At 57.9% G+C, this 12,834-nt stretch carries 15 protein-coding genes; 1 reads left to right on the top strand and 14 read right to left on the bottom strand.

The window, feature by feature from the left end:
• Positions 1–99: 99 nt before the first annotated feature.
• From GZH47_RS17135 to GZH47_RS17070, 14 genes are all read right to left on the bottom strand, one after another.
• Positions 100–768, bottom strand: coding sequence for an NAD-dependent epimerase/dehydratase family protein (locus GZH47_RS17135; RefSeq protein ID WP_162641903.1), 669 nt, complete (start codon positions 766–768; stop codon positions 100–102).
• Between the two features lie 33 nt (positions 769–801).
• On the bottom strand, positions 802–1,266 hold the full coding sequence (locus GZH47_RS17130; RefSeq protein WP_162641901.1) for a heme-degrading domain-containing protein: 465 nt from the start codon (positions 1,264–1,266) through the stop codon (positions 802–804).
• A gap of 107 nt (positions 1,267–1,373) precedes the next feature.
• Positions 1,374–1,979, bottom strand: a complete 606-nt coding sequence (locus tag GZH47_RS17125; protein ID WP_162645294.1) for a pentapeptide repeat-containing protein — start codon at positions 1,977–1,979, stop codon at positions 1,374–1,376.
• Positions 1,980–2,078: 99 nt separating this feature from the next.
• Positions 2,079–2,375, bottom strand: coding sequence for a hypothetical protein (locus GZH47_RS17120; RefSeq protein ID WP_162641898.1), 297 nt, complete (start codon positions 2,373–2,375; stop codon positions 2,079–2,081).
• A gap of 75 nt (positions 2,376–2,450) precedes the next feature.
• Complete coding sequence (locus GZH47_RS17115; RefSeq protein ID WP_162641896.1) at positions 2,451–3,734, bottom strand: stalk domain-containing protein; 1,284 nt, start codon at positions 3,732–3,734, stop codon at positions 2,451–2,453.
• A 184-nt stretch (positions 3,735–3,918) separates the two neighbouring features.
• Positions 3,919–4,551 (bottom strand): DUF2306 domain-containing protein, encoded by a 633-nt coding sequence (locus GZH47_RS17110; protein WP_225446548.1) that lies wholly within the window; start codon positions 4,549–4,551, stop codon positions 3,919–3,921.
• Between the two features lie 206 nt (positions 4,552–4,757).
• Entirely contained in the window at positions 4,758–6,023 is a 1,266-nt protein-coding gene (locus GZH47_RS17105) for an MFS transporter (RefSeq protein ID WP_162641890.1), read from the bottom strand.
• Between the two features lie 5 nt (positions 6,024–6,028).
• Positions 6,029–6,466, bottom strand: a complete 438-nt coding sequence (locus GZH47_RS17100) for a MerR family transcriptional regulator (protein ID WP_162641888.1) — start codon at positions 6,464–6,466, stop codon at positions 6,029–6,031.
• Positions 6,467–6,705: 239 nt separating this feature from the next.
• Entirely contained in the window at positions 6,706–8,700 is a 1,995-nt protein-coding gene (locus GZH47_RS17095; protein ID WP_162641885.1) for an ABC transporter ATP-binding protein, read from the bottom strand.
• Positions 8,701–8,715: 15 nt separating this feature from the next.
• Positions 8,716–9,504, bottom strand: a complete 789-nt coding sequence (locus GZH47_RS17090) for a DeoR/GlpR family DNA-binding transcription regulator (protein WP_192043647.1) — start codon at positions 9,502–9,504, stop codon at positions 8,716–8,718.
• Between the two features lie 244 nt (positions 9,505–9,748).
• Positions 9,749–10,135 (bottom strand): rhodanese-like domain-containing protein, encoded by a 387-nt coding sequence (locus GZH47_RS17085; RefSeq protein WP_162641879.1) that lies wholly within the window; start codon positions 10,133–10,135, stop codon positions 9,749–9,751.
• Between the two features lie 33 nt (positions 10,136–10,168).
• Positions 10,169–10,480, bottom strand: coding sequence for a rhodanese-like domain-containing protein (locus GZH47_RS17080; RefSeq protein WP_162641875.1), 312 nt, complete (start codon positions 10,478–10,480; stop codon positions 10,169–10,171).
• A 71-nt stretch (positions 10,481–10,551) separates the two neighbouring features.
• Positions 10,552–10,818: a metal-sensitive transcriptional regulator gene (locus GZH47_RS17075; protein ID WP_162641872.1), complete on the bottom strand. Its 267-nt coding sequence runs from the start codon at positions 10,816–10,818 to the stop codon at positions 10,552–10,554.
• Between the two features lie 193 nt (positions 10,819–11,011).
• Positions 11,012–11,428 (bottom strand): winged helix-turn-helix transcriptional regulator, encoded by a 417-nt coding sequence (locus tag GZH47_RS17070; protein WP_162641867.1) that lies wholly within the window; start codon positions 11,426–11,428, stop codon positions 11,012–11,014.
• A 148-nt stretch (positions 11,429–11,576) separates the two neighbouring features.
• Between GZH47_RS17070 and GZH47_RS17065 the strand changes: the two genes are divergently transcribed.
• A complete protein-coding gene (locus tag GZH47_RS17065) occupies positions 11,577–12,794 on the top strand; it encodes an MFS transporter (protein WP_162641864.1) in 1,218 nt (405 codons plus the stop codon).
• Positions 12,795–12,834 lie beyond the last annotated feature (40 nt).

The raw sequence follows: 12,834 nt of genomic DNA, 5'->3' as shown, positions 1-12,834 counted from the left end.
AATCGTCCCCGTCCTCATCGCCGGCATGCGGCAGCGAAGCCGATTCGAAAGAAGCCCAGCCTGCTCCACGCGAGCGGCCGGGCCTCTTCGATTGCCAAGTTACCGGTCCATTCCGGCAAGCTCGCGAATTTCCTTGCTGCTTAGAATCGACGAGGGGTACGAGCCCCTGGCAGCGTGAATCATCGCAAGACCGAGCTCGCGGAGCGTGACGACGCTGCCCGGCATAAGCATTCTCAGAATCGGGTACAGCCACATCAGCGCACGGTAATACTTATGCGTGTTCTGCAGCCCTTTCGTCGGATGAATGTATCCGGGACGGAACATGTACGCCCGCTTGAAGGGCAGGCGCAGCAGCTCGTTCTCGGTCTTTCCTTTCACCCGCGCCCACATGCTGCGCCCCTTCTCCGTGCTGTCCGTGCCTGTACCCGTTACGTAGCAGAACACCATGTCCGGGTTCCGGCGGGCGAGCAGCTCCGCGACATGCAGCGTCAAGTCGTGCGTCACGCGCGCGTAATCCGCTTCGCTCATCCCGACCGAGGTTACGCCGAGGCAGAAGTAGCAGGCATTATAACCCGTCAGCTCCGCTTCGATCGGCGACATATCATAGAAATCCCCGTGCACGATCTCCCGCAGCTTGGGATGCTTGATGCCGCACGGCTTCCGATGGATGACAAGCACCTGTTCCACGCCGGGGTGCTGCAGGCATTCATGCAGCACGCCTTCCCCGACCATGCCGGTCGCCCCCGTAATGATGGCGCGGATAGTCATAATCGCCCGCCCCCCTTCTCCTCGCTTGGCCGGCTATCTGGTCAGGTACGTGCGCAAGCCGTCCACGGCTACCTGATGATCTTCTTCGCCGGCCAGGCCCGATACCGTTACGGTGCCGACTTTGCCTTGGCCGCGCACGATAATCGGGAACGAGCCGCCTTCGCCTTGGAATTCATCAAGCGACAGGCCGGAGCCCTCCTTGAACGTCGTGCCTTGCGCCTTATACATTTCGCCGACATAGAGCGAGCTGTGGCCATAGTGGTGGACGACGTTTTTCTTCGCGTTGACCCAATAAATATTATCTTTGGACGTGCCCGTCATATAGTGCGTGAACAGCGGATATTCCCCGTTCTCGATATGTACCGCAATGCCTTTGCCAAGCACGTCTTTCGCATGCTTGACGATGATGCAGCCCAGCTCGTAGGCGTCTTCGTTCGTAAACGACTCAAATTGCAGCTCTTCTTCTTGTTCCAACAACGCTTCCAGGAATTCGCTCATCGATTGGGCGCCTTCTTTCTATGCTTAGTCCTCTATATAGTACGACAAAACGGGTCCAAATAATATCGCCGCTCGCATTCATCATCGCATCTCTGCCTGACGGGCTGCTAATCCACTTTCGCGCCATGCGAGCGAAGGAACAGAATGGCTTGGGCCGCATCCATCCGCACGCCCTTCACGTCGACGGACGGCCAATTGACCCCGTCCATGACGGCACCGCGCAGGTCCGCTCCCTTCAGCTTCGTCTGCGACAGATTGACCCGCGTCAAGTCGCTGTTCCGCAGATCCGCTTTCTCCAAGTTCGCGCCGGACAGATCGGCCTCCAGCAGGCAAATGCCCCTCAGATCCTGCTTGGACAACCGGGCATGCCTCAGGTTCGTATACGACCAATCGCCTCCGGCGGCGGTGAATCCGTCGAGCTGCGCCTTGGAGAAGTCCGAGCCCATCATTTTGCAGCTGGTAAAGACAGAAACGAAGAGATTCGCTTCGACAAAAATACAGTTCAGAAAAGCCGATTCCGAGTGCGTCGAAGCGTTCATCGACGCTCCGGTAAAATTACAGTCGACGAAGCGGCAGCCGGTCGTCGAGATCTCTTCCATCGAAGCGCCGACGAACGTGCAGCGCTCGAACGTGCAGCGAACGAGTTCCCCGTCCCGCAAATCCCGGCCGCCGAAGTTGACGCCTTCGTAGCGTTGATCGATATATTGGTACATGTTGATCATCATCCTCCTTGCCCCGTGCGCGCATCCTGCCGCGCGACAGCTACCCGATTATCGTAGCATAGATGGGCAGGCTAGCCCATCCGCAATCGGTCACGGTCCGGTTCCCTTCGATGCCACATACCAGCCGAAGCCAAGCTTAAGCTTCTTCACATAGATGAACGATGCCTCTGCGTTCGACGCGTAGTAGAGGTCGCCGTATTGCGGATCGTTCTTAATGGACCCTTCCGTGACACGGGCGGATACCGCTTTGACGGGATGGAAGGAGAGCAGCAAATCCTTCCTGACGGCCAGCTCCGGCGTAGGCGCCGGAATGGCGAGCAGCAGCACGAAGCCGATGACAACGACGATCGGAATGATCACTTTATAACGTTGAGACCCTTTCTCCACTGGCTCTCTCTCCCCTTCCTTGCCCTGCCTCCCGTCGCGGATACGATGAGACGCGGCCTTTCTGCTAGCTGGCTGCTAGCTGGCCTGCTTGCTTGCGGCCGCAGGCGGCTGCACCGGGTCCGTGAACCCGGTCCAGATTTCCACGGACCGGTCTTTCTCGAAGTAATTGACCTCATATCCGAAAGCCTCGGCTATGAATCGCAGCGGAATGGTCGTGGTGTACAGCTCCAGCTTTGGCGGACTGTCCAGCGGAATGGCTTTCCCGTTTACGTAAGCAGTGCCGTTGCCGACCGTCATCCGCATGTTCAGTCCGTCCTTCGTAATCGTAACCGTCTGCGTCGCTTTATCCCACGCCACTTTGGCTCCGAACCGCTCCGACAGAAACCGGATCGGCACATATACCCGGCCATTCGGATCGATGCGAACCAGATTGTAGCTGCCGATAAGCGGCATGTCGTCGATATACATCTCGGCCGGAAACGAACTCGTCGTGAAAGTCCAGTCCCGCACCGCGGTCTCGCTGCCGGCCTGGAAGGAGACATGAACCGCGTACTCCGCGCCAGTCCGCAGCAGACGGTCCGCTTTCAATTCATAAGCCCCGGATCCGGTCGCCGTCACTTGCAGCGGAACGACGATCGTCCGGCTGCCCGCCTTCCGCTGCAGCGTCGCCGTCATCCCGGATACGTCGGACCGGCTGCTGTGCACCGTAATCGTCATGCCTTCGCCCTCCAGCGGATGTTGGGGGTCCATGAAGCCATCCGTTTCGATCATCGCCCCTTCCATGCCGTCATAGGGATACAGCGCCACTTGCAAGGGAGCATTCGCATCCGCTTTGCTCTTGATCGCGCCGACAACCACAGTCGCTTTGCCGATTCTGGCGATACCGACGGCCGCCGTTCCCGGATTCGTAAGAATAACGCGCCGCTCATGTACCAGCGACAGATCGCGCATATGCTGACCCAGATCGAATACATCGTAGGGCCTGTCATCCATATAGACCGTTTCTTGAATGTCCATGCCCGCTTCCTTGTAACCCGCGGAGGCCGCGCGGTCTGCCGGCGTCTCCTTGGTAAAGTGCGTCATGCCCGCGGTTTCCGCCGAACGTCCGGGTGACTTCAGCGTGTAATGCGCATCCGCATAACGGGCATGATCGATGGCCGCTTTCGTCAGCGAAGGATCCAGGACAAGCCCGGGGAGCCCCATATCCTCACGCATTTGATTCAGAAAATTCATGCCCCGCAGCTGTTCTGCAGCGCTTATCCCATCATAGGTTTGCTCCGCCTCCGCTTGTCCAGCGGGAATGACCTGCCACAGAATCATCGCCGCTAATGCGATGGAAAGCACTGCTCTGTATACCAACCCCACACGCTCCCTTTTTTCAGCCATTCCCTGCAATTGGGAAATCCGCCCTCAATAAATAGATAGACGGGCGTGCGGGGAAAAGGTTGCTGGTCAATCGACCGGCATCTCAGGATCTTTGCACTTGGGGACGAGCCGATCGACTCTCGCGAAACCGGGTCAGCCTTGCTCGCACAAGCTCGGCCTAAGCCTTCTGTTCCTTCGGCTTTAATACCGCCCATTCGACAATCATCAGGTTCGCAATCAGGCCGGCCCATATATTCACGTTCAGCACATCCTCCACCATACCCTCTCTGCCTTCGGGAAGCGAGAAGCCGTGCAGCAAAGCATAGGTCAACAGCAGGATCGGCACGAGCAAACGCCCGCTCACGGCGACCAGGGTGATGCCGAAGCTCCGGATCATCCATCTGCGGTGGGCGCCGAAGTCTCGTCTTACGGCTGCGCGATATCCCTTATAGGTCGTGAACAACCAGATCAGCGCCAATGCCGCGAAGCCCGTCGCCTTCGCGAAATCGTCCATGTATCCTACGAGCGGCAGCGCAAGCAGCGCGCTGATCAGAACGCTGCCGACGTAGATCCTCCCGAGCAAGCGGTGCAGCTGCGGCCGCTCCGTTCGAATGCGCGGGATAAACTGCGTGAAGCCCGTTAGCAGCGCCGCGGCCGCCAGCAAAATATGCGTGACGAGCAGCGGATACTGCACGCTACCCGGCGCGATGTTCACGCGGCTGTTCGCCGCATCGAACGTCAAATACGGAGCGGCAAAAGGAATCATAACGCCCAAAGAAACAATTACGAGCAGCCACCAGCTTCTAGTCATCTTCAACGTCCCGAACACGCTCCTCGTCCGGCGGCCATCCATCGGGACGGCCGCCTGTCATCCTGTCTATCATCCTCCCATCGTAGCACAGAAACCGCACGTTGGCCGTCGGTCTCGGGGCGGAAGAGCAGTACGCAAAAAAAGCCTTGAGCGTCCGCCGCTCAAGGCTTTTTCCTATTCATGCATGGAGAACATATAAGTTTGAATTAGTGCGCGCTCTCGACATTATCGACGTGTTTCAGATGCTTCGTGTTTACGAGCAGATAGAGCGAGGCAATGACGACGAACGCGCCGCCGACGATAAACGGCATATGCGGATTGAACCATTCCGCCAGCTTGCCGGCCAGGTATGGAGCGATCGCGCCGCCGATGAAGCGCAGGAAGCTGTAAGCCGCCGAGGCGGTAGGACGTTCAACCGGCGCCGCGTTCATGACCGCCGTCGTAATCAGCGTATTGTTGTTGCCAAGGAACGCGCCGGCCACGATAACCATGACGATGACGACCGTTTTGTCCGTTGTCCAGATCGCCATGACGAACAGCGTCGCGGCAAACAAGAGCAATTGCACGACCATGGAAGGCAGCGTGCCGAACCGTCTCTGCAGCATAGGTGCCGTGAAGACGGACGTGAAGGCCAGCATCAGCCCCCAGCCAAGGAAGACGAGACCAAGTTGATGCTCATCCAGACCCAGGTGGCCAAGAACGAGCGCCGCGTATACAAGCAAGGTGAAGAAACCGAAATTATAAAGGGCTGCCGCAATCCCGAACGTGCGGAGCGCACGGAATTTCAAGGCGCGGAAAGGATCGGCGAGCGATGCTTTCTTCTTGCTTGCCGTAGATGCTTGAGTAACGGGCACCGATTTGGAGCGTTTCGGCATTAGGAGCGTGACCAGCAGGAACGCAAGAACCATGAGGCAGGCGACGCCGAAGAACGGGCCCCGCCAGGAGATAGAGCCCAGCTCTCCGCCAAGCAGCGGACCGACGGAAATGCCCAACCCTACCGCGACTTCGAACAAAATGATCGACTTGCCGACGCCTGTCTTGGACATCGATACGATCGCGGCGAGCGCCGTCGCCACGAACATCGCATTGCCGAGTCCCCAGCCGCCGCGAAGCCAGACCAGCGCCCAAATGCTGTTGGACATGCCGCCGAGCGCGGCGAAGACCGCGATGACGATAATCCCCATGAGCAGCGTTCCTTTCATGCCGATCCGGGATGAAAGGACGCCTGTAATCAGCATCGCGATTGCCATGACGGCATTGTAGCTCGTGAACAATAAGGTAACGTCGCTGCTGGAAGCGTGAAGCTTCGCGGCGATAGCCGGGAGAATCGGATCGACGAGACCGAGACCCATGAAGGCGATGATACTGGCGAATACGACCGCCCAGACGCCGATAGGCTGACTGAACATACTGACTTTCTTCGTTTGCGACTTCGTGGCAGTCTTGCTATGACTGGTCGCTGAGGTTTGCATGTGGATTAAGACTCCCTTTCTTGCGTAAGTCTGGCGATGCCGTCCGTTACGCGTTTCTGACTGCGTTCGAGTTCTTGGCGAAACTCGGCCATCTTGTCGAGCTTCTGATCCACCATGGCGAGCTGCTGCGCGACCGTGGTTTCAATCTCGCGAAGCTGCGCCAATTTCGCCTCCAGCTCCTCGGTTTTCCAATATTTCTGCTTCTGCTCGTCCAAGATCTCGCGAACCGCCACGAAGTCCAGAATTTCCTGAAGCGAGAAACCAAGCACATCGCGGGCGTTGACGACCTGCTTCAACCGTTCAATGTGTCCGCGGGTATAAATCCGTATGCCGCCCTCGCTGCGTTCCGGAGGCGGGATCAGGCCGATTTCCTCATAGTAGCGAATGGTCCGTTTCGTCATCCCGCATTCCTTGGCGACGTCGTCGATTTTAAAAGTATCCATCGTAATGCCCCCTTCTTCTGTACAGCGGCGTTCTATATATTAAGCATATTCCGAATTAACGTTAACGTCAACGTTAACTTTTGGTTAGCCATTTGCGCACATGATCTGACGTTACTTTACCCTGTGGAAGCATTCATCATACGCTTGAAGAACCGCCTATCGAAAAAGGAGACCATCACCCGTGGGCAATGATCTCCTCTTAAATACGAACTTACGAACTCTCCGGGTTAATTTCGAACTTATGAACTCTCCGGAACTTGCTGGTGCAGCTCGCCTTCGATATGGAACTGGGTTTCATACAGCTCTTTGTACAGCGGATTCCGTTCCACCAGCTCCGCATGGGTACCGATGGCTCCGATGCGCCCTTTCTCCATGACGACGATCTTATCCGCTTTCAGAATCGTGGAAAGCCGGTGCGCGATCACGAGCGCCGTTCGGCCTTCGAGCAGGACGGCCAGCGCATCCTGGATCTTGCGTTCGATTACCGTATCGAGCGCGCTCGTCGCCTCGTCGAGCAGGACGATCTTCGGTCCTTGGAGCAAGACGCGCGCGATGGCGAGGCGCTGGCGTTCGCCGCCCGATAACCGGTATCCCCGCTCGCCGACGACCGTCTCGTAGCCTTCGGGCAGCGCCATGATCGTATCGTGGATTTGCGCCGCTCGGCACGCGGCCTCCATCTCCGCCGCTGTTGCCGTATCCTTGGCCAGGCGCAAATTACTCGCAACCGTATCATGGAAGAAGAACGGATCCTGCGGAACGAGTCCCATCTGGGCGCGGAGCGCATGCAGCGTCAGCGTTTGCGTATCCATTCCGTCCAGATAAACCCGTCCGTTCGCCGGATCGGAGAAGCGCGGAATCAGATTGAGCAGCGTCGTCTTGCCTGCGCCGCTCGGGCCGACGAGCGCCACCGTCTCGCCGGGCTCGATCGCCAGGTCTATATCCTGCAGCGCCCATCGGACCTCGGTCGGCGCGGACTGAATCGGTGGCTTAGCTCTTCTCGTCTCCGCTCCCGCGCTGGAAGCAGGACGTTCCTTGCCCGCATTCCCTTGCGCTTGCGCTTCCTGATGATGTTCCGGCTTATCCGGCAGATAAGAGAATGAAATCCCGTCCAGTCGGATTCGGCCCGCGACGCTGTTGTCCGGAATCGTCAGCGGTCCGTCCTGCACCTCGGGCACCACATCCATGATGCCGTAGATGCGCCGGAACAGCGCCACGGAAGACAGGATGCTGACATGCAGCTGCGCGAGCTGACTCAGCGGTCCGTAGAGCCTGGAGAGCAATGCCGTGAAAGCCACGATCACGCCGAGCCCGATCTCGTTCTGCACGACCAGCCAGCCGCCGTACATCCAGAGCAGCGCCGGACCGATCGACGAGAACATATTGAGCCACATGAACAGCCACCGGCCGATCAGCGCCTGTCGCACCTGCAGATCGCGCAGCGTACGGTTAGATTCGGCAAATTCCTGCTCCTCGGCTCCCTGCCGATTGAAGATGCGAATGAGCAAGGCGCCGCTGACGCCCAACGATTCGCTGAGCTGCACGGTCATTTTGGACAAATAATTCTGGATATGTCCCTGCAGCTTCTGCCGCGACTTGCCGACGCGCTGGGTCGGAATGACGAAGCCGGGCACGACGATGACGGCCAGGATCGCAAGCCGCCAGTTCATGCTGAACATCAGGAACAGCGTCGCCGCAATGTTCAGCAGATTGCTGACGAAGCCGACGAGCGTCGTCGTCACCACGCTCTGAATGGCGGTGACATCGTTGGTTACGCGCGACACGAGATCGCCCGCCTGCCGGGAAGCGAAGAACCCGACCGTCTGGCGTTGAAGATGCCGGAACAGCGCGATCCTGTAGTCCGCCATTACGTTCTGGGCGATCAGATTGCTGAGCCATGTCTGCAGCACCCCGAGCAGGCCCGTCGCGATAGAAATCAGAATGAGCGCCAGCGTGTATTCCACAATGATGGACATGCTGTGCTTCTGGATTCCGTCGTCAATGATTCGCTGCGTCAGCCAGGCCGGAACAACGCCGCCGAACGAGGCGGCCAGAATGACGATCGTTACGATGATGGTATACGGCCAATACGGAACGAAGGCGCGCAGCGCACGCCGAAAGATCGCCCAGTCGAAATGCTCGTTCTGGGCAAGCTCCCGCATGCGCCAGCGGTTGCCGCCGCCGCCCGGGCCCCCGCCGCTTCCCGCGCCCAAGCCTAATCCGCGAAAATCCTGCATATCGATCTCTCCGTTCTAGACATGCTCATGATCTTCTTCATCCTTCTGCGCTACGATGACTTTGACGCCCAGCGTCTGAATCCGCTCAATCGCCTCCGGGTCGGCATCCCAATCCGTAATGAGCATATCCAGATCCCCGATCTGCCCGGCTCGGGCAAATCCGTCATTGCCGAGCGAACGATGCGTGGTAATGCCGATTCGCCGGCGCGACGCCGACGCAACCGCACGCAGGAAAGCCGCCACCTCGGGGGTAGAGGCGAAGATGCCTTGCTCCGAGACGCCGCCGCCCGTCATGAAGCTGATATCGAACTTAAACTGCCGAATGAATTCATTCGCGATGACATCGGTAATGTTGCCGGAAGGCTTCACCCTGCCCCCGATCAAATACGTCTCGATCGCTTCCCGCTCGCGCAGCGTGTCCGCAACCCGAATGCTGTTCGTGACGATCGTAAGCGGCATGCCCTCGGGCAAATACTTCAGCAGTACGTACGAAATCGCTCCGCTGCCGATAAACACGGTGTCGTTTGCCCGTAAATAGGAAACGGCCAGCTTCGCGATCGCGTTTCCCTGCGGGGAGCCCTCTCCGTACCGCATTTCCGGCGGCCGCGGAACCTGCCTGACTTTCCGCGAAGAGATAGCCCCGCCATGCGTTTTCTTGAGCAGGCCCTGTTTCTCCATGATCGACAAGTCGCGGCGAATGGAATCGATGGATATTTGAAACTTCTCGGCTAAATCCTTGGCGAGCACCCGCTTCTCCTGCTCCAGCTGAGCCAGGATCTGCTCCCTCCGCTCTTCGGCGAATATTCCTGACGTATCCTGCGTCATTCAGCTTTCCTCCCGAATCATCCGTTTTGATTGACTGTGATTCGATTATATTCCGCTTTGTTCCTTTTTTCAACACCGTTATCTTCAGCTATGTTCGTTATTGTTCAACAATGCAGCATGGAAAATGAATAAAAAATACCCCGCCGGCAATCCGGCGAGGTATTTCATTTCCGTCCCAACCCTGTCTCCAGCGGAACGAAACTGCCATTAGCTTTGTCCGATGCTACCCGCGTCTGTCCAACGGCTGGCTCCAAGCGCCGATTCCGCCCTGCAGATGGCTTAACCGGGTGAACCCGTTCTTCTGCAGCATCCGCGCCGCCTGCTTGCTCCGCATGCCGCTTCTGCAATAGAGCAGAAGGTCGCGATCCTTCGGCAATTCGTTCAAGCGCCGGCCGAGCTGGGACAGCGGAATATTCCGCGCGCCCGCAATGAACCCGCTCTTGAATTCGGCCGGTTCGCGGACATCGACAAGCAGGCTGCTTCCCGTTTGTTCGGCGGCCGTGCGGAATTCCGGCTCCTTCAACGTCCGCAGCCCTTTCGCCGGTCCGAACCTCGAATAGATGAACCATGCAATCGCGAGGATGAACAGCACGTCAATTATCGTTTTCATACTCCTGTTGCCTCCTGCTTCGTTGTCGTTATTCTATGCCAAGCTGCCCGTCCAGGCGTTCAGCCCGCCCGTCATATTCACGACCCGAAAACCCTTCTCGCTCAGCAGCTCGCACGCAAGCCCGCTGCGTCCGCCGCTTCGGCACATGACGATGGTCTCGCGCCCGGGCGCAAGCTCATGCTGCCGCTCGGCCAGCTGGCTGAGCGGGAAGTTCACGGTTCCCGCGACATGGCCGGCCGCCCATTCATCCGGCTCGCGGACGTCCAGCATATATAACTGCTCTCCCTGCAGCAAGCGCGCTTCCACTTCCTGCGGCGTTATTTCCTGTGGGATTTTAAAAGCCATTCCAATTCACGCTCCATTCCTTCTAATTGCAGTTCTAATTGCAGTTCTAATTGCAGTTCTAATGCAGTCCGTTACCGGCTCTTTACAAGCAGCTCCACGGCTTCCCTGACCAGCTTGTCCACATCGTTGCCCGCGGCTTGCTCTTCCAATAGACACTGCTTCAAGTTCTCGGCTACGATCTGGGCGATCGCCTTATCCGAGGCGTTCCGCACGGCGGACAACTGGCTGACGACGTCCTTGCACGACTTGCCCTCATCCATCAGACGCAGCACGCCCCGCACTTGGCCCTCGATTCTTCTGAGCCGTGTTTTCATTTCATCCGTGTACGTATAGCCCATCGCTTGCACCAGCCCTTCGCCATATATCTATAACATTCATCTATGCATATACCCCTATAGGTATTATAGAGAGCAAAAAAAACACTGTCAAATGGCGATCGCAGGCAAAACAGCCCCCAATTTCCGAATCGATCGATCGGGAGCCGTTTCTCCTGTTCATCTATCCACTCGGATTCCCCGGACCAGCGCCGAGCTAGCTCGTGACCATCTCATCCGCTTCCTCGAGCGTTTCCAGTTCATTAAGAACATTGTCCTCGAGCATGACCGACTTATCGCCGTATTCTTTAATGATGTGTTTCTCTCCCCAGTTACATAGGAGATCCAGCACCGATTTCAAGCTCCAGCCATAGGTGCTCAGCTCGTATTCGACCTTGGGCGGCACCTGATTGTACACGTTACGATTGATGATGCCGTCGCTTTCGAGCTCCCGCAGCTGCTGGATCAGCATCTTCTGCGTAATGCCGGGCATAAGCCGTTTTAGATCGCTTGTCCGTTTCTTCCCGTGCGTCAGATGGCACAAAATCACGCATTTCCACTTCCCGCCGATGACTTCAAGCGTCGCCTCGACCGAGATATTGTACTTCTTCTTGACCGCTCCTTCTTTCGCCACAGCCGTTTCCTCCTTTAGCAGCGCAAAAGTTACTTTTTGGTGACTATATCACAAATAAGTACGTACTACTCACGCCAAACCTTAACCCGTATAATAACACTCATTGGCCGGACACCGCAATAACGAGCAATATCGAGGAGGGAATTTCATGACAGCTGGCAATCGAAGCAGCACATTTGCATTACTAGCGTTGGCGATCAGCGCCTTTGCGATCGGAACGACGGAATTCATCAGCGTCGGGCTGCTGCCGCTAATCGCAGAGGATTTTCATAGATCTATTACGACAGCGGGCTTGACGGTGACCCTCTATGCGCTCGGCGTCACCGTCGGCGCTCCGGTGCTCACTTCGCTGACCTCGCAGGTTTCGCGCAAAACGCTCCTGCTTGCGATCATGATCGTGTTCATCGCGGGAAACTTGCTGGCCGCCTTGGCCGGCAGCATCGCCGTCCTATTGACCGCGCGCGTCATCTCGGCGTTCGCGCACGGCATCTTCATGTCCATCGGCTCTACGCTGGCGGCCGAGCTCGTACCGGAGAACCGCCGGGCAAGCGCCATCTCCATCATGTTCTCCGGATTGACCGTCGCGACGGTGACCGGCGTGCCGATCGGTACTTTCATCGGCCAGCAGCTCGGCTGGCGGGCGGCCTTCTTCGCCATCGTCGCGATCGGGGTCATCGCTTTCCTGGCCAACTGGCTGCTGGTGCCGTCCAATCTGCGCCAAGGGAACCGCATTCGGCTGAGCGACCAAGTGAAGCTCGTCAAGAACGGCAGATTGCTGCTCGTCTTCCTGATGACGGCTTTCGGGTACGGCGGGACGTTCGTCGTCTTCACTTACCTTTCGCCGCTGCTGCATGAAGTGACCGGTTTCCGGGAAAGCACGGTAGCCGTCATCCTGCTTATGTATGGGATTGCTATCGCTGTAGGCAACCTAATCGGAGGCAAAGCCGCCAACCGCAATCCGGCCTCGGCGCTGCTCTATATGTTTGCCCTGCAGGCCGTCGTTCTAATCGCGCTGGCATTTACCGCGCCATACGGGGTCGCCGGGCTGATTACGATCTTCTTCATGGGCTTGTTCGCCTTCATGAACGTGCCCGGCCTGCAGGTTTACGTCGTCATCTTGGCCGAACGGTTCGTTCCGCAGGCGAAGGACGTTGCATCCGCCCTCAATATCGCCGCGTTCAACGCGGGCATCGCGATTGGGGCTTATATGGGAGGCATCGTCGCCAATTCCTTGGGACTCGTCGATACGGCATGGGTCGGCGCGATCATGGTCGCCGTAGCGGTGGCGCTCACGGCATGGGCGAAGCGCTTGGAACGCCGCGACCAGTCGGCCGCTGCCGGTCCTCGGCATGCGCAAGCAAGCTAAGTAAGCCGACTTGCCGCTCGCTGTACCGCTGCCCGGCGGG

The organism is Paenibacillus rhizovicinus, from assembly GCF_010365285.1.
Lineage (GTDB): Bacteria > Bacillota > Bacilli > Paenibacillales > Paenibacillaceae > Paenibacillus_Z > Paenibacillus_Z rhizovicinus.
The sequence above is the reverse complement of the archived record's forward strand: the minus strand, read 5'-3'. Positions and strand labels throughout refer to the sequence as shown.